The sequence below is a fragment of the Schlesneria paludicola DSM 18645 genome, from assembly GCF_000255655.1.
Lineage (GTDB): Bacteria > Planctomycetota > Planctomycetia > Planctomycetales > Planctomycetaceae > Schlesneria > Schlesneria paludicola.
In genome coordinates, this window is sequence record NZ_JH636437.1 from 85,693 (window position 1) to 108,983 (window position 23,291).

19 protein-coding genes and 1 riboswitch are annotated in these 23,291 nt (G+C 54.8%); of the genes, 10 read left to right on the forward strand and 9 right to left on the reverse strand.

Annotation, left to right across the window (positions count from 1 at the left end):
* Nucleotides 1-81: 81 nt before the first annotated feature.
* From OSO_RS0138565 to OSO_RS51235, 3 genes are all read right to left on the reverse strand, one after another.
* Nucleotides 82-2,265: a sulfatase-like hydrolase/transferase gene (locus OSO_RS0138565; protein ID WP_010588064.1), complete on the reverse strand. Its 2,184-nt coding sequence runs from the start codon at nucleotides 2,263-2,265 to the stop codon at nucleotides 82-84.
* Between the two features lie 112 nt (nucleotides 2,266-2,377).
* A complete protein-coding gene (locus OSO_RS0138570; protein WP_010588065.1) occupies nucleotides 2,378-3,781 on the reverse strand; it encodes a class I SAM-dependent methyltransferase in 1,404 nt (467 codons plus the stop codon).
* Nucleotides 3,778-3,969, reverse strand: a complete 192-nt coding sequence (locus OSO_RS51235) for a hypothetical protein (protein ID WP_010588066.1) — start codon at nucleotides 3,967-3,969, stop codon at nucleotides 3,778-3,780. The genes OSO_RS0138570 and OSO_RS51235 overlap by 4 nt, the downstream gene beginning before the upstream one ends.
* Nucleotides 3,970-4,432: 463 nt before the next feature.
* Between OSO_RS51235 and OSO_RS0138575 the strand changes: the two genes are divergently transcribed.
* The 5 genes from OSO_RS0138575 to OSO_RS0138605 all read left to right on the forward strand — a co-directional run bounded on the left by OSO_RS0138575 (nucleotide 4,433) and on the right by OSO_RS0138605 (nucleotide 11,431).
* Nucleotides 4,433-5,632 (forward strand): hypothetical protein, encoded by a 1,200-nt coding sequence (locus OSO_RS0138575; RefSeq protein ID WP_157606158.1) that lies wholly within the window; start codon nucleotides 4,433-4,435, stop codon nucleotides 5,630-5,632.
* Nucleotides 5,633-5,707: 75 nt separating this feature from the next.
* Complete coding sequence (locus OSO_RS46795) at nucleotides 5,708-6,157, forward strand: DUF1294 domain-containing protein (protein WP_010588068.1); 450 nt, start codon at nucleotides 5,708-5,710, stop codon at nucleotides 6,155-6,157.
* A 254-nt stretch (nucleotides 6,158-6,411) separates the two neighbouring features.
* A complete protein-coding gene (locus tag OSO_RS49170) occupies nucleotides 6,412-7,521 on the forward strand; it encodes a hypothetical protein (RefSeq protein WP_010588069.1) in 1,110 nt (369 codons plus the stop codon).
* Nucleotides 7,522-7,751: 230 nt separating this feature from the next.
* A complete protein-coding gene (locus tag OSO_RS0138600) occupies nucleotides 7,752-9,866 on the forward strand; it encodes an N-terminal double-transmembrane domain-containing protein (protein ID WP_010588071.1) in 2,115 nt (704 codons plus the stop codon).
* A complete protein-coding gene (locus OSO_RS0138605; RefSeq protein WP_010588072.1) occupies nucleotides 9,863-11,431 on the forward strand; it encodes a hypothetical protein in 1,569 nt (522 codons plus the stop codon). The genes OSO_RS0138600 and OSO_RS0138605 overlap by 4 nt, the downstream gene beginning before the upstream one ends.
* 159 nt (nucleotides 11,432-11,590) lie before the next feature.
* On the opposite strand, the gene OSO_RS0138610 is transcribed toward OSO_RS0138605, so the two are convergent.
* Nucleotides 11,591-12,832, reverse strand: a complete 1,242-nt coding sequence (locus OSO_RS0138610; protein WP_010588073.1) for an anion transporter — start codon at nucleotides 12,830-12,832, stop codon at nucleotides 11,591-11,593.
* Between the two features lie 506 nt (nucleotides 12,833-13,338).
* On the opposite strand from OSO_RS0138610, the gene OSO_RS0138620 reads away from it, so the two are divergent.
* The gene (locus OSO_RS0138620) at nucleotides 13,339-13,764 is read left to right on the forward strand and encodes an EamA family transporter (protein WP_010588074.1); all 426 of its coding nucleotides are present in this window, start codon (nucleotides 13,339-13,341) and stop codon (nucleotides 13,762-13,764) included.
* 125 nt (nucleotides 13,765-13,889) lie between these two features.
* Here OSO_RS0138620 and OSO_RS0138625 read toward each other — a convergent pair whose 3' ends face one another.
* A complete protein-coding gene (locus tag OSO_RS0138625; protein ID WP_010588075.1) occupies nucleotides 13,890-14,924 on the reverse strand; it encodes a hypothetical protein in 1,035 nt (344 codons plus the stop codon).
* Nucleotides 14,925-15,394: 470 nt separating this feature from the next.
* On the opposite strand from OSO_RS0138625, the gene OSO_RS0138630 reads away from it, so the two are divergent.
* On the forward strand, nucleotides 15,395-16,516 hold the full coding sequence (locus OSO_RS0138630) for a DUF4272 domain-containing protein (protein WP_157606161.1): 1,122 nt from the start codon (nucleotides 15,395-15,397) through the stop codon (nucleotides 16,514-16,516).
* A 71-nt stretch (nucleotides 16,517-16,587) separates the two neighbouring features.
* Here OSO_RS0138630 and OSO_RS0138635 read toward each other — a convergent pair whose 3' ends face one another.
* Entirely contained in the window at nucleotides 16,588-17,037 is a 450-nt protein-coding gene (locus OSO_RS0138635; RefSeq protein ID WP_010588077.1) for a hypothetical protein, read from the reverse strand.
* Between the two features lie 330 nt (nucleotides 17,038-17,367).
* On the opposite strand from OSO_RS0138635, the gene OSO_RS46805 reads away from it, so the two are divergent.
* Together OSO_RS46805 and OSO_RS0138650 are read left to right on the forward strand one after the other, a co-directional pair.
* Nucleotides 17,368-18,117 carry a DUF1559 family PulG-like putative transporter gene (locus OSO_RS46805; protein ID WP_157606164.1) on the forward strand — a complete coding sequence of 250 codons (750 nt, stop codon included), beginning with the start codon at nucleotides 17,368-17,370 and terminating at the stop codon, nucleotides 18,115-18,117.
* Between the two features lie 52 nt (nucleotides 18,118-18,169).
* Nucleotides 18,170-19,246: a DUF1559 family PulG-like putative transporter gene (locus OSO_RS0138650; protein ID WP_010588079.1), complete on the forward strand. Its 1,077-nt coding sequence runs from the start codon at nucleotides 18,170-18,172 to the stop codon at nucleotides 19,244-19,246.
* Between the two features lie 28 nt (nucleotides 19,247-19,274).
* Here OSO_RS0138650 and OSO_RS0138655 read toward each other — a convergent pair whose 3' ends face one another.
* The 3 genes from OSO_RS0138655 to OSO_RS0138670 all read right to left on the reverse strand — a co-directional run bounded on the left by OSO_RS0138655 (nucleotide 19,275) and on the right by OSO_RS0138670 (nucleotide 22,337).
* Nucleotides 19,275-21,257 (reverse strand): RDD family protein, encoded by a 1,983-nt coding sequence (locus tag OSO_RS0138655; RefSeq protein ID WP_029247918.1) that lies wholly within the window; start codon nucleotides 21,255-21,257, stop codon nucleotides 19,275-19,277.
* 174 nt (nucleotides 21,258-21,431) lie between these two features.
* A complete protein-coding gene (locus OSO_RS0138665; RefSeq protein WP_010588081.1) occupies nucleotides 21,432-21,749 on the reverse strand; it encodes a DMT family transporter in 318 nt (105 codons plus the stop codon).
* An 18-nt stretch (nucleotides 21,750-21,767) separates the two neighbouring features.
* Nucleotides 21,768-21,830, reverse strand: a riboswitch (guanidine-III (ykkC-III) riboswitch).
* Between the two features lie 60 nt (nucleotides 21,831-21,890).
* On the reverse strand, nucleotides 21,891-22,337 hold the full coding sequence (locus tag OSO_RS0138670) for a hypothetical protein (protein ID WP_157606167.1): 447 nt from the start codon (nucleotides 22,335-22,337) through the stop codon (nucleotides 21,891-21,893).
* Nucleotides 22,338-22,695: 358 nt separating this feature from the next.
* On the opposite strand from OSO_RS0138670, the gene OSO_RS0138675 reads away from it, so the two are divergent.
* Nucleotides 22,696-23,265 carry a chalcone isomerase family protein gene (locus OSO_RS0138675; protein ID WP_010588083.1) on the forward strand — a complete coding sequence of 190 codons (570 nt, stop codon included), beginning with the start codon at nucleotides 22,696-22,698 and terminating at the stop codon, nucleotides 23,263-23,265.
* The last annotated feature ends 26 nt before the right edge of the window (nucleotides 23,266-23,291 follow it).

Sequence of the window (23,291 nt, forward strand, 5' to 3'; positions counted from 1 at the left end):
CAGGAACGAGGAAGGACGTGCTCGCTGGCCGCCCGATTCAACCGACAACCACTGCGGATTGTATCAGGCCGCATGACATATTCAGTAGTCGTTCACGGCATGGACCGTTCGGGCCAAGGGCCGGAGCCTCAACTGGTCACCCGACTTATCGACCAGGTAGAGCTCGATTCCGTTCGACGCGGTTTTGATGACCGACTCCGGCAGGAGGAATTCGAAGGCCAGATTCGTATGATCGGTTCGATACGACGTTCCCGTATCAACGATCGTGCCATCTACGGCAATGACCAGGTCGGCTTGAGCCTCTGGCAAATCGGCCGGCTTGAGCTCCCCCATCACTAGGCATGCGACTGTTTGCGATGGTTCGAAACGTTCCCATGAAGACCCCGCCTTGAGCGGATTGAGGGGCAGAAATGGAACGGGCCGAGCATCGATCACAAAGTCGCTCAAGGGGCGGTTGAGCCATTCCGGATGGCTGATCGATTCCCGGGCCGGTTGCTCAAGTTGCCGATCACCGAATAATTCGGCCTGACGCTTCACGGCTGCGGCGCGCTGAGGCACATTCGGTTCGATGATCGTCGTATTTCGATCCAGGTAAAGCGTCTTTCGCAGCCGGGCAGGCTCGCTTAGCACCGAACTTCCGTCAACCGGCGCTGGTAGCTCAACCCCCAAGACTTCGGCAATCGTGGGCAGGACATCGACGGACTCAACATTTCGATCACTGATCTCACCGGCGGATTGTCCCGGGAATTTGATGAACAAGGGAACGCTCAGGATTTCAGGCAGAGTTTCCGCATCGGGAAGACGTCGCGAATGACCGGGCCGGAACGAGACTCCGTGATCGCCGGTAACAACAAGCAGACAGCGATCCAAAATATTGGCCTCTTGTAGCCGATCAAGAATCTTTCCGATGAATTGGTCGAGGTAACCCGCCTGAGCCCGATAGCGCTGCTGATTCCGATACACGATGGGCGGATCGTCATGCCAGTCTTCCCCCAATTCGCCCGTCGCCCCTGTAGGAAAGCGCCACTGCGACGTCTCGGCCAGATACTGATCGCCACTGGGCATAAAGCACCAGGGATGGTGCGGAAACACTGTATGCAGGAAACAGAAACGGGGACGATCCGAACCTTTGAGGCAGCGAAGAAAGTGCTCGAGTTGGATGCGCCGATCTTCGCTACCCGGGTAGTTAAATACCCCTTCGGTCATCTGCTGTCGTTCGATGTATCGCTGGGTCGAAACGTCCCTCACCCCAAACCAGGTGCGGGGGATCGTGGGAAAGGGAATTGGAGTATCGGACGTGAAGATGAGACGAGGATAGACCGTCGCCAGCGTGTGCAACAATTCCACGCAGCGACCGGCAACGCCCGCCTGGACGGCGCGAACGTGCTTGACGGGTTCGGGGCTGAGTCGTGCAACCGGCTCAAACACCGCGGTTTCGTAGGATTTCGTCGAGTCAATGATCTGCAGTAAGTTGCCAGGGTACTCGGCGGCGAGCGGTGATCGAACCGTTGTCGGGAAGACCCCGGACAACAACGTGGGAACGGCAACATCGGTTCGCGGATGGTTCGTCGTCATGTTGCGGTACCAGGTCGACATTCCTGCCAGCCGCGCGAACTGCGGAAATCGAGCGGCATCAATTTCCATCTGCTTATCCATCAACGTCACCGAAGTGAACTCGTCCAGGATGACCATCACGACGGGAACGGGATTCTGGATCGCCAATGCGCCCTCGAGCGATCTCTCGGCCCGAACGATCGCCTGAAACTGCCACACGAACATGACGGGAAACACAAGGATTCCCACTGACGCGAACGTCAGCCAGGCTTTCATCCAACCGGTTCGCACATAAAGAAGCGTCAGCGCAACTGCAGTGGGAACGGCGATGGACAGCGCCAGAATCCCTCCAAGACCTGCGAAGACTAGCCACTCTGCGGCCACATAAGGTCGCAGCAGCGACAACACAAAAATGTTAAACAGCACGGTGACGACCACGTCACGACCGTATCCGTTCGTGCGACGCGACCATCGCGCGGCAAGTTGATCCAGAAGCACCACAATCACAGGGATGACCAGCACCAGCGCCAACAACATCACCCCGATTTCGAGCGTACTGAATTGTTGATCATGGATGTAGACCGTTTGACGTGAGAATGCCGTGAGCAGCGGCCCACTGACCGCAAAGCTACACAACGTGAACAGATGCATCGTTCGCACGCTGATCAGGTTCGAGCGTTCAATGTTCGCAGCGGTCCTTGTCGACATCATCACTCAATCAATGCTCCTGCTTTTGCTCGCCAAAAGATGGAAAAGCGAATCTCAGTTCCAAAGAAGCGCCGCGTGTTGACACACCGTCGTGTGAGACGCATCCAACCGTCGGCTATCTGCTAACCGCGGCGCGCGGCACGGCGTGGTAGATGGTCCGTTCGCCCGATGGCAGAGCGGCCTGGCGGCAAATCTCGAAGTGTTTGACCAGTTCCGATTCGAGGCATTCTTGCGAATAGTCCACGTACTGATCCCGTTTGTTTCGCAGTAACGCCCGGACCATCGCATCTTGCTTGGAAGGAAATTCAAGCACCAATTCGGCCCCGATACCCGCCAGCCAGTCAATGACGTCTGGCAACGGAATGTTCGCAGCGAGGACCAAATGGTGAATCAACCCCAGACATAACACCAGATCCGGAGTTCCTCGATCCTCAAGTCGTTTTCGCTCGCGACCGCGCCACCCCTGCGCGGGAGAGGGATTTGCGAGCTCCACGCACAACGGCAGGATATTCGATTGCTTTGAACTCAACGATTCAAAGAGACGATCGATACAGGCATGATCCTGATCCATGGCCACGACGGTGTTCGCCGACTGTGCGGCAATCATCGAATATCGTCCATCGTTGCAACCCAGATCCCAGACCAGTTTGTGGACTTTTGCATGGCTGACCTGATGCACGAACTGACTCTTGAACTGCCCGTCCTCGGCGACGTGTGGCAGTGAATTGTCGTATCCTGTCCACTGGGTTTTTTCGGGCGACCATGACAATCGCTGGACCAGTTGCGTCAACTTCGAAAGCAATTGTTCGATCATGTTGGACTGAAATCCGCTCGACTTCAGATCGCGAACGGTGCTACTTCCTAATGCCTGCGTCTTTCGCTCAAGCACGGCCTGCAGCCATCCATTCGTCAGTACGCCGGGACGAGAAAAATCACGCCAGCGCAGCCACTGGAGGAACTGACGAGCCGAAATCCCTTCCAACTGACTCCGAAGAATCGGCTGGAAATGGACGCCACGGTAGGCCTGAATCATCAATGGGAACAGCATCAATTCGCAGAACTGACGATAGGCGCACCAAGGCTCACCCGCCACCAGAGGAGTAAACGATCCGATGTCGATAAAGATTTCCCGTGGCCCCAAAAACTGGACGTTGTAGGGTGACGCGTCTTTCAGAATGAGTCCGGATTTGACTGCCTCGGTCAGGATCTGCAGGTGCAGCAGCGCGGCCTTGCGCAGCATCCCGAACGACCACTCGTAGGGATAGCTGACGAACGGAATCGTTTCGTGCCGCAGGACTCCCACCACCTGATCTGGCAGTTGGAACTGCCGATACTCGTCCCACGGCACTTCATCCGTCGCGACAATCCGCTGCCCCGCGACCAGTCGCTGAAAGAACGGTTCATTCGAGGCGTGACGCCACGCAGACAGCGATTCGACATTCAGGCTGCGATAAACCTGACCGTCCCGAACGAAGACTCGCGACGTTCGGTCCCGAAATGATCCAGGCTCATAATTCACCGCGTTTGATTCGGAAATGGAATCTGAATTTCGTGCGAACTCGACATTGCGGTTGGAGTGGCTCGATTGCCGAGAAACTGCATCCATAAGTATCGTCCGACGACAGCGATCCCTCCGAATCCACCCACGAGCGCTTGAAGTAATAAACTTCCGGCGCTCGGATCAAAGTACGCGAACATGAGGTTCATCTGTCACCCTTCCCGTAAGCAGGCATCTTTTCGTAAGGTAATCTGCGGGCGCGTGTGCTCGAACAACGCTTATTTAAACAACGGACAGGGCAGGAAAGTTTCGATGCAGAAATTCTGGCTGCCACTCCTGTCGCAATGCGTCGACAAGATTTCTAGCGTATGAACGTTAAAAGAAGATTGAACTGCGCAGAATTCATAAAGGCTTCAGGTAAACACCTGAACAGAACCAAACGACTACCTATCGATGAGTCTAATTTTGCGACAATTCTGATCCGTCGATTGCGTACTTGGCGGAATACAATAGTCATAGATTTCTTTCATGACATTTTCGTTACGCTCACGATTCCTTTATCGAGTACGAGCGATGCATCGCAACTTCAACATCTTCGCGTTTTTTTTGTGCACAATTTGCGCAATTTCCCTGCCTGAAGAATCATTCGGCCAATCGAAGAAACCACCGGCCGTGCGAAAGCCGAAGTCAACTGGCAAGGCGGAAACGCAACCTGTGTCGGCTTCGATCGAAGTCTACGAATCGAAGAATTTTCGGTTGCAGACCGATCTCTCTGCCGCGGCAGCGAACGAACTGTTGGAACGGCTGGAAAAGATGATCGAACTTGTCTCACGCTATTACGGACAACCGAACTCGCAAACGATAGAGATGTCGGTCGTCGATAGCCGCGAGAACTGGCCTGTGGGATCAATTCCCCCCGAAGCACTTCCCAGCATTGAAAGCGGGGCTGGCATTACCTTGAACGCCACGGCCTTCTTGCAAAATGCCTTGGGAGAAAAGCAGATCACGCGGGTCAAGTCGGTCGTCTGGGCCGTCGCGGAACGCGGAGTTCCGCAGCACGAGGCGGTCCACGCGTTCTGCCATCAAAACTTCGGACGGACGGGTCCGACTTGGTATTCGGAAGGGATGGCCGAACTTGGCAAATACTGGCGAGACCAGAACAAAGGCGTTCAAATCGACGATGAAGTCATGCGATATTTGCAACGCACCGAGCCCCAGTCGCTAGACGATATCACGCATTCCAAACACAAAACCGGTGACAGTTGGCAAAACTATGCCTGGCGCTGGGTTCTGTGCCATCTGCTTTCGACAAATCCGAATTACGCGCCGCGTTTCAAACCGTTGGGACTGGCACTGCTCGGTGGCCAGCCGACCCAGTTCGATGATGTCTATGGTTCGATGTCAAAAGAAATCTCATTCGAATACCTGCTGTTTCTCAAACAAATCGATCAGGGTTACCGATGCGATCTCTGTGCTTGGGACTGGAAAACCAAACCAATGCGGCTCAAGGGAACAAGTACCACTCAAGTCAAAGTCATTGCCAACCGCGGCTGGCAGGCGGCGAAGGTTCAGTTGAAACAAGGTGATCGAGTCTCGTTCGTCGCGACCGGTGACTGGTCATTGCAGCCGAATGGCCCCAAAATCGGTCCGGAAGGTGACGAACAGCAGCAGGGGCGGCTGGTCGGCATCTTGTTCGACGACTACGAATTGTTCGAGCCGTTTGACCTGGGGAAGAACGGCGAGTATGAAGCGGTCCGTGATGGCGTCCTGTTTGTCCGTTGCCAGGACGACTGGTGTCAGCTTGCCGACAACTCTGGAACTGTGACGGTCAAATTTCAGGCCGTCAAACCCCAGCCTGCGAAATCGAAGTAGCCTGAGACAGCCACTTCCACACGCCATGATCGCCACCATCGAGCACAGTGCTCGTTAACACCTAAGGAAAATCTCTTGGCTCGTCGATCGTGGCGGTCTCGACTCAATCCGTTTGCCTGGATTCAACGCTGGTTTACGATCGGCGCCGTCTTCTGGCTGATCGGCACCACAACGCTGCTCGCATTGGCATTTGTGCGCGACGGGGCGAAGGTCTCGGCAATCTTTGCGATCTATCTTCTCTTGACGGTGAGCTGCAGTCTGATTGCATTCGTGCTGTATGGCATCGACAAGCGTCGCGCGATCAAGAATCAGCCCAGAATCCCGGAACGAACGCTGCATATCCTGAGTCTGCTGGGCGGCTGGCCGGGAGCCCACCTGGCAACACGTCTCTTTCGTCACAAAACGCTAAAAATCAGTTTCCGTCTCGTTTTCTGGATGACAGTTGCGATCCATTTAATCATTATTGCCTATGGTATCTGGTCAGGATGGCCCATCACGGCCGTTCGTACTTTGATCGGTATTTAGCGACCTGTGGAAGTACGAGAGACAGCCACCTTGGCATTCGCGATGTCATGGCGTTTTCGAATCGAGTTCAACGGACATTTCGTCTCTTGATGGTCTCCTGAAAATGGAACTTGCACAATTGGCGAAATCGCGATGATGAACATTGCCGCAAGTTGCTCGTCACCCAGACTTCAAAAACGCTACGACACTTCAACGCGTCTCTCTCTCAACTGAGATTCCGCGACGTTCCGTCACACAACGGTTCGAGGACCGCGATGCTGATTGAATTCCAGTGCCGCTGTGGACATGAATTTCGGACCAAACCCGAAAATGCGGGGCGGTCGATCGTCTGCCCAAATTGTCTGGCCCACAACGTGGTCCCTGACGCTTCGGCAACCTGTGTCGAGCTGCCAAGTCACGATGAACAGCGGTCGCTCGCGCCGCTGGTCCGCCGCGCCAATGAGACCGATCAGGCCGAACAAACTGGATCGGACACCCCACACCGTCAACTTGATCACGCTGCGAAGAATCGACGATTGCCACCAATTCCGCAGGCGTCGTCACGTTCGAAGCGACATAACAACACTTCGGCCCCTGACGATGCCGATTCCCGCGGTCCCTCTGACAATTTCGAGCAGCTCGATGAGTGGACATCACCGCGGCGACGCAGACGCAAAGCGGACGACGACGGCGAATCACCTGCGGGAAAGCGAGGCAAACGTCCGTCAAGCAAGACGAAACGAGAAGGCGGCTCGAACGTATTCCTTGTTATCGGTGGAACAGTCACGGCACTCGTTCTGATCGGCAGTTTGGCATTCTTCGCCGTTCCGATCTTGGCCAAGGCACTCAAAGATGGAGGGAAAGTTCAGACACCGCAGGAATTCGAAAAGTACGAGGACAACGACTTCCATTTTCGCTGTGAGATTCCCAAGGGGTGGGACGTCGAAGGCCGCGGCGGTTCGGGGAATGTCCCTCCTTCCGTTCGCATCGAACAAGGACGCGTGAAAATTGTCTATCGCTCAAGTCAATCCGGCGCCGCAATCCAGGACATGGCCCAGGCCCAAGCGAACATGGTGGGCGGAGACGTGTCAGACGAACTGCAACCGGTCTCTCGCGTCCATGACTATCAGGGTGAAAAATTCAGCAGCGACCTGACCAACTACAAAGAAATTGGCGAGGCCGAGAAGATTGAAACCGGCTGGGGAGAAGGGCGATTGTCCACCTTCACCGCATCATCGGGACTTAATGGCACCATTTACGGCTATCGCGTGACGCTGCTGACGTCGCAGTTCCAGTGGAACGTCGTCTGCCAGTGTCCCACCAGACGCGAGTTCCTGGCGTATCAACCCACCTTCCGCCGCATCATCACCAGCACGGGACGATAGCTCGCGACCCGCGTTCGCCCGATCGAACCGATTGCCATGAGCAACCGCGCACCGAAACCGCGTCGTCACCGCGGATCCACCCAAACGTTCACCCAGAAACCGGCCATTCAATTTTCGCAGAAATTTCCGTTCGATGTTGCGCGGCCACTGGGGGACATTGCCGCCGCAAGTTATGCTGATGTCTGCTGGAAATCCCGCCCCGATGTGAATCCCTCTGTCGTAGACCACTGATGACCTGGCTGTTCTCGCTTTATTGGCTCGGTGCATTCGCCGTTGCAGGTCCCATCCTGTTCCATATGTGGCGACGCACCCCGCGCGGCGAACGTCCCTTTTCGACGTTGATGTTCCTTGCACCGTCACCGCCACGGTTGACCAGTCGCAGTCGAATCGAACATTGGTTGCTGCTTCTCCTTCGCACTGCGGCGTTGGCGCTGCTGGCATTCGCCTTCACGCGTCCCCTCTGGCGGGCTCCCATCGCACAGCCCGACGAAGCGTCGACCGAACAGTTATTGGCCGTGCTGGTCGACACAAGTGCCAGCATGCGCCGCGAAAACATCTGGCAAAATCTCATTCAGGAACTCGACGAACGCCTATCCCAGCTACCACCGCAAACACTGGTCGGACTCTACCGATTTGACCGGCATCTTGTCCCTGTTGCAGACTTCCATGAACTCAAGTCACTAGAACCCACCGCACGACGCGATCTCATCCGAATTCGGTTAAGAGAACTGGCTCCCACCTGGGAAAATACCCGGCTTGGCGAAGCCCTCGTCCGCACTGCAACCACCTTGCAAGAGGCTCAAACCGAACGTGCTAAGCCCGCATCCCAGCGGATCTGGTTGGCGAGTGACCTGCAAAGCGGTGCCGAGACCGTTGCGCTCCAAGGCTATGAATGGCCCGACGATTTGCCTGTCGAAGTGATCCTGGCACAAGCGGCATCTCCCTCGAATGCCGGGCTGCAGGTGGTCGAACGGAACCTTGAAGCCGCCGAAGACGTCGTGCGCGTGCGGGTTACCAATTCCAGTGACTCACTGAAAGAACAGTTAACCCTGAAATGGGACGCACCAGGTTCGGGCGAAGTTTCCGTGTACGTCCCCCCCGGCCAAAGTCGCACATTGCTGCCGCCCGCGCGCCCCACAGGTGTCCTCGCCGAGAAACTCCTCTTGCAAGGGGATGACAACGATTTCGATAACCGCGTCTACATCACCGACACCCCACTCGAAAAGCGACTGGTCGTTTACTGCGGCCCGGAAACACAGAACGACACCGACGGTGCCCGGTTCTACCTTGAACAAGTTTTTTCGGCGTCGCAGCGATACCAGATCGACGTGCAGGCGGCCTCTGATGTCAATACGGCAGCGGCAGACTCACAACCCTCGCTGATTGTGCTGGTTCAGCCTGACGCCAAGACTCAGCCGCTCATTCAACGGCATCTCGAAAGCGGGGGCATGGTGATTGTCGCTGCCCCGAATCCTGATGCAACGCTGACCAGTCTGGCGCTCTGCGGACGTCGCGATCTGGAAGTGACCGAGGCGAACGTATCGCGATACGCGATGATGGGGGACATTGACTTCAATCATTCGATCTTTGCCCCGTTTGCTGAATCGCAATTCAGTGATTTCACGGGCATCCGATTTTGGAAGCACCGCACGATCGCTGGTTTGCGACCTGCGATCGGCGAGAACTCTCCGAAAACAGGCGAGGCCAGTAGCCCCCCCGATCAGATCCTGGCGCGTTTCGATGATGACCAGCCCGCCGTCATCGAATTTCCGTTCTCCAAAGGACGCGTCGTGATTTTCACCGCGGGATGGCAACCCGCCGACAGTCAGTTTGCGCGTTCGTCAAAATTTCCCATGCTGATGTTTCGATTACTCGAGCAATCGACAGGCGTCGCTCGGCAACAGGGCAATCAATTTGTCGGCGATTCGATCGCCTGGCCCACGGCGTCGACAATGGAATCCAGCGCGACCGGCAGTGCCCACTTGCCTAGTGGCATGGAATTGACTTCCATGCCACTCAGTCAGCCATTCGCACAAACGGAGATGCCTGGCCTGTACGCGTTGAGTGTCCCGGGACGAACCGAACAGATCGCCGTGAACCTGGCCGCAGACGAAAGCCGTACCGCACCGCTGACCATCGAACAACTCGAAAGCTTCGGACTAAAATTGAAGTCGCGAGAAAAGCCGATCGATCCGCAACTAGTGCGTGACCGTCAACGACAACTCCAACTGGTTGAACTCGAACAATCTCAAAAACTTTGGCAGGCCATCCTGGTGGCCGTTGTACTGGTCCTGCTCGCCGAAACATTCCTCGGTCGTCAGCTCGTCTCGAAGGAACCCGCATGACTCGTTTGTCCGCACAATCGACGCAGACTCTGTCGCGCATGATTCCTGGTGTCGCGACCTTGCTCATCCTCGCGACGATCGCATCGCCTCGAATGACGCACGCAGCAGATAATCCGGGCTCGCTCATGGCAGGGGCCGCCAAAGTCGATATCACCAACGACGACGCAGGACCGGCAAACGACCGTCTCTATGCCAAAGCATTGGTCCTGCAAAACGGTGCTGACAAGGCCGTGATCATTACCGTCGATGCGGTCGCGATCGGTGAAATCGGTCCGATCAAGAACAGCTATCTGGGCAACGTCCGTACGGGGATTGAGAACGAACTTCAGATCAAGCCCACCTCCGTGATGATCAACGCCAGCCACTGCCATGGAATCGTTTGCAGTGACGTTGATGTTCGTACGATTCAGGCCGTCAAACAGGCCGCCAAAAATTTGGTTCCTGTCAAAGTTGGATCGGGCCGTGGTCACGAAAATCGGATCATGGAAAATCGTCGCTTCAAATTGAAAAATGGACGCGAGGTCGATGCGCGGCACGCCTATTCGATGCCACTGGACGAGGATGTCGCTGAGGTCGGTCCAGTTGATCCCGAAATCGGGATCTTACGCCTGGACCGAATCGACGATGGCCCCCAACAGGGACAGACTGTCGCCGTCGTCTACAACTTCGCCTGCCATCCCATCCAAGGCGTTCCCAGCGGCCACAACACCGCCGACCTGACAGGATTCGCTTCGCAGGTCATTGAAGACAACCTGAGTGAGGGTGCCGTCGCATTGTTTGTTCAAGGCTGCGGCGGGGACATCAATCCCGTGATGTACAAGGACGTCGAACATCCAAGAAACGCCGAGCCGCTGGGCCAGATGCTGGGACTGAGTACCTTGAAAGGGCTGAAAAAGATTCAGTGCAATTCGGACGCGCGATTGAAGGTTCTCAATGAAACAATCACCTTACCGCGTGCAGACGTCGCAGAGCGGATCGCGGCCATGGAAGCCGAGCAACAGCGTCTGCTGCTGTCACTCAAGGGAACCAGCCTGAACCTGAAAACGTTCCTGCCGCTGGTCGTCAAATACAACTTGGCGACCGAGTTCCCCTCATACTATTCGCATCGATACCTGCATGAGGAAAAGCTGGGTCGAAACGATTTTCGTCAGATGGACGCCGACAATCGCCGGAACATGAAACAGTACATCGAGAACATCATCACGATGGAATCACTCACTCGGCTGCAAACCAACCTCGCGCTGCTTCGCAAGCACCAGGCTGAAAACGTTGCTGCTGGGCAGCGAACGATCAACGTGGAAGTCGTGGGTCTGCGGATCGGCGAATTCACGTTGATCACGTTCCCTGGCGAATTGACCGTTCGCATCGGTTTAAACATCAAACAAAAGTCACCACACCCCAATACGTTCGTCGCGGGTTACACCAATGGCTACATCTACTACGCCCCCACTTCGGAACAACTTCTGAACGTCGGCGGTGCCCAGGAAGACAGCGACTGCATCCTCGCCCCCGAATGGCAAGCCTTATTTGAAGCGAAAGCGGCGGACCTGTTGAAGCGACTCTAAGACCGCAATCGTGCGTTGGTCGATCATTGAAGTCGGCTTCAAGGACGACTGTAAGGCGAAGACGTCTTGGCTCGCCTGGAGTCGTGTATTGGGAAGAGCAGTCATGACAGTTGCTCGAATCAGCAAAAGATTGAATCGCGTCCCGACTTGTTGGCCAGTTTAATAGTGCGTCCATTGAAGCCAGCCAACACCGAGGAGTGTCGTGATGATCGTCACCGGAATGCCGACTTTCAGGTATTCCTGAAAGCTGACGTTGAACCCCGCTCGGCGGGCATTCTCGACGACGATCAGATTGGCAACCGAACCCAGGACGGTCAGATTCCCGGCAAACGTGCTGGACATCGCCAGTGCTAGCCAGGCTTGCTCGGGATTGGTTGTTGCGGGCACGATTGGTTTGAACAGCAACACGGCCGGGACATTCGAAACCAGATTCGATAACACGACAGACAGCCCGCTGACCGCAATCACTGGCGACGTTGTCACGAACGTCCAGTCCTCAATCGCCCAACCACGGACGACGTGTGTGTTGAACACATCAACGATAATAAACAGCCCGGCGAACATCAGCAGCAGTGGCCAGTCGACGCGGCGATAGACATGCGAAGGATCGATCGTGCTGAGCATCATGATCGCGGCGGCAACAAGTGCCACGACGGCGATTGGAGATCCTAGAAAGAACAACGCGACGACGCCGATTGTCACGATGCTGCCTTTCATCAACAGCACACGATCGATCGGCTTGGCTTCGGCAGGATCATCAGCCACTTCGACTCGTCCCGCCGACGAGAGCGACCGACGATAGACGCATGCCACGATCAGAAAGTTGACTACGAGCCCCAGGATCGCAATCGGTGCCAAACGTCCCACGAAGCGCAAATAGCTGATCTCAGAAAGTGATCCAATAATCATGTTTTGCGGATTGCCCGTGATCGTCGCGACCGAGCCGACGTTCGAGGCCGTCGCCAATCCGATCAAATGCGGCATCATCGGTTGTTTCGTGCGACGACAGAGATCCAGGATTAACGGCGTGAGTGCCACACAAACCACGTCGTTGACGAGAAACGCCGAGAAGACGCCGGATACCGACATCGTCATCGCGAGCAGACCAAACGCACCGAGCCGCAACTGAAGAATCCGATCGGTCGCCACCTGAAAGAATCCGCCGATTTGAAGGTATGCAACCAAGACCATCATGCCAAATAGCAAGGCAATCGTTTCAAAGTCGATCGCTTCTGCCGCCGCCTTGAGATCAATCAATCCGACCGCCAGCATGATAACCGCACCGATCAGTGCGATCCCCGCGCGATCGACGCGAAGGCGGGGAATCTTGCCAATGGCGAGCGCGATGTAAGTCAGGCCGAAAATCACCGAAGTCAGACGAACTGCAGTGATCGTGTCCATTTGGATTCAGTACTCCCGTCATTTCGATTGAAACAAATCGTCCGTCAACTTCGATGTCATCTTCGCGATTGGAGATTAAGCATTACTAAAGATGATTGATCCTCGTTCCCAAGATTCCACTTGACGGCGGTTCACGCCCCGAAGTGGCAAGAGCGTCGCAGGTCGTATTCCCGCTCAGCAGGGACCGAGATCGCAAGAGGCATTTCCAAAGCGCGCACTTTGGAACGAGGGAAAGTGTGCACCTTCCAAACCTCCAAAGTCGCGACAATGCGGCCATCTTTCGATGGCGATTTGTAGTGGCGAAGTCGCCATTCTGACAATGAACAATCAGATCTGGTACGGTAGTTCAGAACTTCTGTGTTCTCCGTCGTCTCGGATGCCCTTGCCGCAATTGTGGCCTTGCGTTCATCGGCTGAACGGGTCGAAATCGAAACGAAATCAGGCGTTTTAAAGTTGGATACCACGGTTCGTCGCGCATCCGTGACGTTCGAAAAAAAAGGACTGGCATGCCGCGAAGCTGGCTGGTATTTGCATTGGGATCAGCGTTCTTCGCGGGATTGACGGCTATTTTTGGCAAAGTGGGTGTGGCCCAGATCAATTCGAATCTGGCGACACTGATCCGGACCGTCGTCATTTTTGTCGTTACCGCCGCACTCGTCGCTTACCGCAACGAGTGGGAGCCGTTGAACAAGTTGTCCGGACGAGCCGTGTTGTTCTTATGCCTGTCCGGGATCGCAACGGGCCTGTCATGGCTGTGCTACTACCGCGCCTTACAACTGGGAACCGCTTCTGAAGTAGCACCCGTCGACAAGCTCAGCCTGGCATTCGTCATTCTGCTCGCATGGCTGTTTCTGGGTGAGCCGATGACGTGGCGCGTCGCGCTGGGAGGGACTCTCGTCGTGGCCGGTGCGTTGACTCTGGCCACGAAATAGGCCAAGAACAATCCATGGGGATTCCATTGCGAAACCGGCGTCTCCTCGGCCCGCGTCAAAGCTTCGCAAGTCCCATGGTCGTGCGGCCAACATGCTGGGGAATTCGCCTCTCGTCTCCGCCACTGTTACTCGATCGGTTCGACGATCAGGCGTCGAATGGCTCGGTATTCTTTTTTGAAGGTGAGACCTGTTTGCGCAGTGAGGTTCTTCAGAACCAGTTCGGGATTGCGATTGTCTAACGGATTTCCTCGTTTGTCTTGCATGTCATTCAGGTGCCAAACGACATCTTCTGAAGGACGTTCTTCCACTTCATCGATCAAAGGAACTTCGATCCAGCGACCAACCCATCCCAAAAGTTCTTTGAGATCACCCGCACCGCCGCCGCCTAAATCGGTGGGCCCCAACTTTTCCCCATAGATTTCAATCCGGTCAGACTTCGATTTCTTTTGAGTTTTCTGATCTGTCTCTGCGTCTTCGAGATCGACCGCCGTGAACTGGTACTTTCCCCGTGCAACATAAACTGTCCGCACGCGTTTCGCGAATGCCAGCCGCACAGGCAATTCCAATTGCCTCTGAAGAATTGCTTCGAGCTCCTTGAGGACTTGTTCCTCGCTGGCCTCGGGCCGGATGACCCAATCTCCAGGTATCGGTTTGTTGATGACGTCCTCGGGACCCTCGATATCCTGCTTCTTGATCTTTAGAGCACTGTCGAGAATGCCGACGAGGTTGTACGGCTCCCCGAATGTCATTCCCCAGCCCTTCAGACGCTTTCCGTCCCAAAAGAATGTCATGGCATTAGGAGGTCTTTGGATTGCTTTTGCCTGCCCTGGATGTCCGACTTTGTAGTACGTCGCACGCAGTTCCGGAAACGGTGGAACGACTCGGGCGATGACTTGGTTCTCGTCCAGGCGGTATCCATGCTTCTCAACGAGTTCCTCCAAAATGGACGCAGAAGAATCCCGTATCTCGCGAAGCCGATTTGTACTGCTTTTCTTTGCCGGATCGGCAGGCGGATTCTTCTCGTCCCTCCCTTTCTCCTCGGGAACTGATGTCGATGCGGCATCTGGTTCGGCCGCAGGAGTGATCTGCGACGAGAGAAAACACGCGGCCAGGGACAGTCCGAATAGAACTCTGCGAATCGAAAGATTGATCCGGATCATGACAATCGTCCTTAGAGATCGACATTGCCTGCCTTGCAATCAAGAAGCTCTGCGTCCCGATGATACAACGGGAAACACACGTTGCAACGACTGGCCGATTCACAGCAATGAGTATCCTGACCGCGGGCCATGTTACATTATCTTCCCACCAAAGAATTGAAACCAGATGTGTCCAATCGGAAACAAGCGCCATAGGCAATATACTTGAGAAAGCAGCATCTCAGATCCTCATTGTTCAACTCGGATCACCACTATGACTGAAACTTCAGTCCGGCTCTTCGCGATTCGCCGATCCGGCGAAAGCGATTCACCCCTTGAGGGAACTCGGGCTGCAAGTGGACCTGGATGGATCAGACACCACTTGGCGCAACGCGACGGTTGTCTTGGAGCCGCCAGATCAGGGATCACTTTCATTCGTTAGAGAATCCGACAACACATTTGATCCCGAAAAGTCAGAAGCAATCGCGGAAATGAATCGATGGCTGGCATCCTTTCCGGAAACCGAACACAAATCCAAAGTGGAATTGCGCTGCACAAGCTTCAATTTGGTCCTGGAAGTTCGATCGAATACGAATCTTGATTTCAAGGAAACAAACGATCCGCGATTGCGAGTCTTGTTTTCTATCTGTGAAGCACTAGACGGTGTTTTGATGTCGCCCATGACACTACGCGACGCACACGGGAGAATCCTTTGCAGTATCAATGGTGACGCCGACGAGCAACCGGACGCCCGTTTTCCGCAGGTGATCGCCGTCGTCACCATTCCCAATCCACCAGGAACGGCCAGCGATCAGCAAAATTCGTCACAGGAAGACGTCACGAACGAGCCACCGAGTGCAGTCCAGGTCGCTCGGCGGACCTTGGCCTTCGCTGCACTCACCGCGCGTGCGCTTTTAGAACAGCATCCCGCCAATCTGAATATGCTCGAAACCTGGAAAAATCGGCCCAAGAACGGTGGCCTCATTCCGCACCTCATCAATACCATTCGGCGTTCGCACCCAAACCCAATGGCCGACCTGTTGATCTGGATCGACGAGATCGGCATCGGCGACGACCTTGAACCGGATGAATGGGAAATCCTGCAGCGACCACTGGGTCGCCTGGACGCTCAGATGGCGATCAACTCCACATGGCGACTGGAAGGACTGGTCATTCTCAGTTGGGCACTTCGTCGCTTCAAACTGCACCCGCATGACCAGCTCACCAGTTTCTACCCAACGTGGGAACACCTTGGTCTGCTTGACACGAAACGCACGAAAGCGTTGCTGGCTGATCCAGTTCTTCGATCACGTGACGAACACCAAGCCGTCCGATCGCGCCTGTTCGCTGTCCATTGGAGGCTGCGAAATTTTAGTTTGCGTCGCGAAGTCGTCGATTTTGCTGACTTCGCAGCGAACCGCTGGTTCGGCCCCCTCGACATCACCAGCCTGCCACTCGTGGATGGCGACCTCGCATTGAATGGCGTACGCCTCGACAACGCCAACCCTGATTCATTCTCTGCCGCGCACAGCGCCTCCCTCGAACGCCATCAAGCGGCCAACTGGCTTTGCGACGGCCCGCGTCGTTGCGCCGAAACCAGGGCCGACACGTGAAGTCGACTCAGACCGTACACCTCGCGGGTCAGGAACTGACAAAGAAGTTGAATTCCTTCAGGAGAACTGAGTCACGTCTGATCCTGTTTCGTCATCGAAACAGAAGGCGCCCGCTCGTCGAAATTCTCCGCCAACGCGACGAATGGTCCAAGTAAAACGCCAGCGACAAACCCAATTGGGCCAATGATCAGAAATGCAACCATCGGTCCCAGATTGGAATTTGGCATCAGCATCGCCGATCCCATGAAAGCTAAGCTCGCGCCTATTCCCCCGAGCAGGATCCCTCCCAATCCGGCGGACGCGACCTTCCTCCGACAAATCGCATCATTCCCCCCCACCACGAACTGCCAGCTCAAATACGCCACGATTCCCATCGGTACTCCCACGGCCGTATGAACCCAATCAAAACCATGATGGACTTGCTTCGAAGCCAGAAGCAGAACAAACGCACTCAGCGGCAACGCAAAAAGGCCCACGGCGATCCGCAGCCCCATCCAGTTGCGGGAAGGATGACATCTCATAATTCAAATCTTCGATTCAACGTTTTCAAATATCCTCCGTGAAATTTCGTAGACGAGCATCGTGGATTAACCGCGGATGAATAACAAAATTAACTGTTTTTTTTTGCGCCACTCCTTGCGATGGCCCAATTGCCGGTTGAGCTCGTAATACTCGCCAATTCTGAATCGTGCATGGCGATTCCTTCATTTTTCGCCAGACGGAATTTTCGAATGAAGTCGCGAGATTGAGGAGAGTGAGCCACCTGCAAAACTTCGCTGTTACACTGATATCTACGAGGACAATGGCATTTGCACGCGAAGTCGAACCTGCAAGAGTACGAGGTCACCATCATGGCCGACGAACGCGACAGCCTTACAAACCAAAATCAGACGAACTTTGATCAACAGAACAAACATCAAACCTCGATTCGTGCCGGGCTGTTGGCAATCGTGAGTCTCGCGGTGATCCTAGGCCTACTTTGGCCGGTCGGAGGGAACAATCGTGGAAGGGGACATCGCACGATCTGCAGGAACAACGTCAAACAGATCTTGCTCGCACTTCTGAACTATGAATCCATTCATCACGCCCTGCCACCTGCCCATACGGTCGATGCGAACGACAGTCCGCTGCACAGTTGGCGTACGTTGATCTTACCAATGATCGGTGAGCAGGAACTGTACGATTCGATCGACTTGTCGAAGCCTTGGGACGATCCGGTGAATGCGATCGCCAGGAAAGCGCGCGTGGACACATTTCGTTGCCCGGCAACTGCTTGTCCCGAGAACTTCACGACCTATCTGGCCGTGGTCACGCCCGATAGCTGCCTTCAAGATCATGAAGCACGTCACCTGGCCGAGATCAAGCAAAGTTACTCGCAGACTGTGATGATCCTGGAAGTTGTGTCCAAAAATGCGGTCCCGTGGATGTCACCCCAAGATGCGGGCGAAGAGCTGTTGATGGGATTCGGACCAAAGACCGTGCTGCCACACCAAGTGGGACCGACTGCTGGAATGCTGGATGGACATGTCGATTCTCTAATGCCGACAATGCCCGCGCCTGTACGTCGAAAACTGATCTCGGCGACGATTGACGATCGATGATACATCGATTCCGGAATGACCAGGTGCTTGACTTTGTCAGAAGGATCTTCAGATGGATTTCCCGTTCCCTCCTCCACCCCCAGGCATGCAAACAATCTTGATCGCGCGGTGGATTCTTACGTTCTGGTCAGTGGTTGGACTTGTCGTCTTGATCTGGAGAATGAAACACAAGCAGTTCCTCCGCCCCAGAGAAATGGCCTACTGGTTGCTGGCAACGCCCGTCTGCGGCATTGTGGCGTTCTTCGGATACAGTCGATTCGAACAGTGGGACGACAATCTCTGGCTGCTCCCCGCCATCGTCGCTTCACTTTCGGTGTCCGTCGCGGGAGTCACAATCGGATTGTCGAAACTTTATGTAGACGGATATTGGGCCGGATTCACATCGAGTGTCGCAGATTGTTTCATGGCCGCTTGCATCGCACTGCCTGTGCTATTGTTTCTGGCACAACCAGTCATGATGCCAGCCGTAGGGTCTCGTCGAACCTCTCCCGTAATCCTCTGCAAGATCAATCAGCGACAGCTCGGCATGTCGATGCTGATGGCCGCGAAGGAACCACAAACATTTCTTCCCGCAAGACAAGGCAGGGGACCGGTATCATGGCGTATTCTGATATTGCCGCATCTCGACTTGACCAGAATCTACAAGCGGTACGATCAGAGTCACCCATGGAATCATCCGCAAAACGATGAATCTTCGCGTGCCTGGGTTCCAGAAATGACATGCCCTGCAAACTACTACAAACAAGCCACGGAAGGGCACTGGTACTCGTCGTTCTCGATGCCGACGGGACCTCATACGATTGGCGCCAATCCCAATGGAACTCCCTTTTCCGACATTTCGGATGGGTTAACCAATACACTGCTGTTTGTTGAAGCCAGTGGGGCCCAGATCATCTGGACCGAACCCCGCGACGTGAACGTTGCAATCCAGCCAACGGGTGTCAATCTGAACGGAAACAAACCGGGCCATTCCGCAGGTTGGCTGTCGTCATACCATCGAGACAATGTCAACGTGATTCTCGCCGACGGCTCTGCGAGATACCTGTCCAATAAGATCGATCCCGCATTGCTCAAGAAACTGGCGACGATTGACGGTGGCGAAACCATTCGAGCCGACGAAGACTTTTGAAATCAAAATCGATCTTCGGCCTCGCGAATTACAATCGCTCAACCAGAGCAGGATTCTCTCTCAACACGGGTTCTCTCGAATTCAATGTTCTTCCAGACAGTGAACTCGACTGCACGACGATCGTGTCCGCCAGTCGATCCCCCAATCGTTGGCAAGTCGATGAGAATAGAAGACTCGTCGCGGCGGGCCAGGGTGAGAGAAACAAGGGGATGTCGCACCAACACATCAGATTGCGTACCAGCGCCCTCGCAAAACCACACGGACGAAGAGTGCTACGCACGGTGCGAAGACCGAGCAGCCATTTCCCCGGTGTAGTCCCCGTTCGTCCCTCGACAACATGACGCAGCACGATCACCACAATTGAAACGTCGACCAGAACACCGTTCAGCAGATGCCACACTTGGATCATCTGCTCAGGCTCAACAAATCCAAACAAGAGGATCGATATCGGTGTCAGTGCCAACGCAGGCATGGCCAATAGCCCTCGCCAGCCTCGACTAAGACCGCCATCCATCATCCGATGAATCGCCCCAGCAAACGTGGCATCGTCGAGTTCAAGAAAGGTCGGTTGCCGATACCAAATCACACACCACGCGGAGAAGTAAATGATCGCCGCGAACAACACGAGGTCGAGCGCAAGCGCCGCACCACGGCGCGCGATCGATGCCAGAGCCACATTTTGATTTCCGAATTGGTATCCCATACCGGAATTGCGCGTTTCCAGCAGACAGGCCCCACCCACGACCAGTCCAACATGAAGCAACCAAGCCATCGTGAAGCTAAAGAGCAAACGCCCCCAGCGTTTTAGATACGGTTTCTCATCCCCTGGAATCGACGTTTGAATTGGAGGGCTTCCGTCCGTCGCAACCCGAAGCAACTCAGCGGAATGCCATTGATTTTCCTGCATCAGGATGATTTCGCCATCCGTGGCCCCCGGAATCAGTCTAAGGTTCTTGCTGGCCGCCGAGATCTTCTCAAGCCCTGGAACTTCGTCCCAACGCCCGTCCGAATGTCGACGGACACAACGAAATCGCGCCGGCGCACTAGGAGAAACAGAGAAGCCACCAAAAATAATGCTGTCGCCCTCACGACTCATGACGCGCCAATAATCCTTGCCCACAACCGGTTGGATCGGTTCCCAACCAGAAACATCGGGCGGGGCGTTCTCAGGAACCATGGCCGATACCGGACCTCCATCGGCTTCTGTGTCGTTCTCGCTCACAAACTCGAATCCACGCCGATAAGCACCGAACTCAAAATGGTCCCTTGCAAATAGATGAAACATTCCATCGCTGTCTTCAAGGACGGTGAGCATCGACTGTTGTCCCGCGGCAGCCGGATCATTCGACCAATCTTTTGAGCGGCGCGAAACGATCGTCAGGCGACCTTGCTGCGAATATTTCTTCCAGAGTCGACCCGATGCCGGCAGAACAAACTTCGCTCCATCGACCCATTTGCCATCGACGAGGTGAATCAGCCGGTGGACCGATTCCAATGGACGACGACTCACGGGATCAATCACTGAGACAAACGTCGTTAACTTACCGTCATACAAAAATGGCATCGCATTTGGGCCACGCAAACCTGTGGGCCACTTCGCAAGCTCACGCAATGAGGTCCCTTCTTGCTTGTAGATCGCTGTATCGGAAGACGCATACAGTTCGTCCTTGATCCAAGTCACATTGACAGAATAACCACGAACCTCGAGACCCGTGTCGTGCTCAACACCAGTCGCCAAGTCCAGGCGCCGGATCGCAGTTCCGCGCGAGCTGGGTGTCCCGGGGCCCGCCCACCACTCGTCCGAAAGCTGAATCGCCGGAAACCAGAGCTCGCCGTTCCTGATCCAACCATGTGAATACATGGGAATCCGGTTCGCCATCTGCCGCAACGGCGTGCCAGACATTGCCACACTGACGGACCACCAGACAATGGCCCCCGGCAGGATCAGACTGAGCAACGTGATAACCGACCACCAGCCGACCGGACGTGGGCGCAGTGTCGTCTCACTCATTCGGGCTTGCATTGATGGCCTTTCACCCGAAACAAGAAACCTTGCCAATCCGCATCATGACCCTGAAAAGGGTAAAAAAGGACGCGTTCAGCTTGAACGATCGCCAGCAAATTAGTCAGTATGTCTCTGTTAGACACTCGGATCAAGCCAGAACGACGGTGGAAATCCGATCAATCAGTGCGCCGTCATCTTCAGGCCAATGATCGAGATCAACAGCAGGCTTAGAAAGCCGAGACGGACGAGGCTCGCGGATTCGCCGAACAGCAAAATCCCACAGACCACGGTGCCCGCGGCGCCGATTCCGACCCAGACGGCATAGGCAGTGCCTATCGGCAAGGTGCGGACGGACATCGAGAGCATCACAAGGCTGGTCACGATCCCGATGATCGTGAAGACACTCGGCCAGAAGCGAGTGAATCCGTCGGTGTATTTCAACCCGATCGCCCAGCCCGTTTCAATCAAACCCGCAATCACAAGAATGAGCCACGCCATGACAATACCCCTTCTAATAGGACGTCGTCTTTGCATGACCGGGTACGGCGCGTCTCGTCCGGGGCCAACAGCGGCCAGTCCCCGATTATAGCAGCCGGATTGGCTGCGGAAAGTCGGATTCGAGATGGTGATGGCATCGATTCAGTCAAGTCGTATGGTGCAGTACCGCTGTTTCCCACAATTAATACGTTTGGATTCGCCAACGATCAGGTCGGTGCGAAGTCTCAACACATTTGCAAAAACGACCTGAGTCGTTTTCTCACCAGCGATATATTTGTTTGAGTACTCGAACGTCATATCGATTCTTTGACGACCATGTCGATCCTTCTTGATCGACGCATCCAATCGCGTTCCGAACGGAATTGAGGAACCGTCAGGACTTGATGGTAGCTCACCTCCATCATGAGTATGAATCGTCCCTTCGTCCGCCGCGAGTGCGACGACGCGCTCTTTGATTGTTGGCGTCTGTGACTCATCCACCACAGTCACATCAAGTTGAAACGGTTTGACTGGCGTTTCTGTTCGATCCGCAGCCAAGATGGCTCCGCAGATCAAAACCATCAAGACGACTGCCATTTGACGCGTCATTTCGATCTCCGATCCATCGGTAGTTTTGATGGCAGCTCGCCCCCAACGCAACGACTGCGGCCCACGCAGGCACTCCGACTTTCGAGCAATGTAGGACTTAGATTCATTTGGGTCGAGTCCAATCAAACGCCGTTCATCGGACCGAAAACCCGCCAATTGACCCTCAAGAACAATTGTGAACGCCACGGTGCCTGTCCCTTTACTTCAACAGGCGGCTAACTGAGATCGTTCATATTAAGAACTGAAGTTCCGGCATTTGCACCGGTCCATTAAAGTCTGCAGAAGAATCCCATCGGGACGCTTCTTGGAAGCCCTTCCGAAGCCGTTGTTCAAGATAAGACACGTGAAAGGAATCACAATGAACGCAAGGCAAGCCATTGCAGGAATTCTCATACTGTTTTTAATCAGCGGACCGATGATTAGCGCCGCCGAGATTGAAGGCGTCACGTTTCCAGACAACCGACACATCGGTAAAACCAAACTGGTACTAAATAATGTCGGTTTGATGCGCTACAACATCGTCATCAAAGCGATGGTCGCAGGACTGTACCTTGGCGAGGGCATCGAACCAAAACAGGCCCTCGCCGATGTCCCAAAACGAATCGAGATTCATTATTTCTGGAACTTGAAGGGAACCGACATCGTTGATGCATCCGAAAAGCTGCTCGTCGCCAATGCGACCAGTGAACGAATTCAGAAGGTCCGAGGTCAGATTGATCAGATGCACAAACTCTACGAAAACATTAAGGCGGGAGACCGTTACTCGCTCACCTACATTCCAAGCGTCGGGACGGAATTGGCGCTCAACGGAGAGCCCAAAGGGCTCGTCAAAGGAGCGGATTTCGCCAAAGTCTACTTCTCAATCTGGCTCGGCAAGAAGCCCATGGACATCGCCCTACGGGATCAACTCGTGAAGCCGAGATCTTAAGCAGCCATAACGGCCTTCGCGGCGGG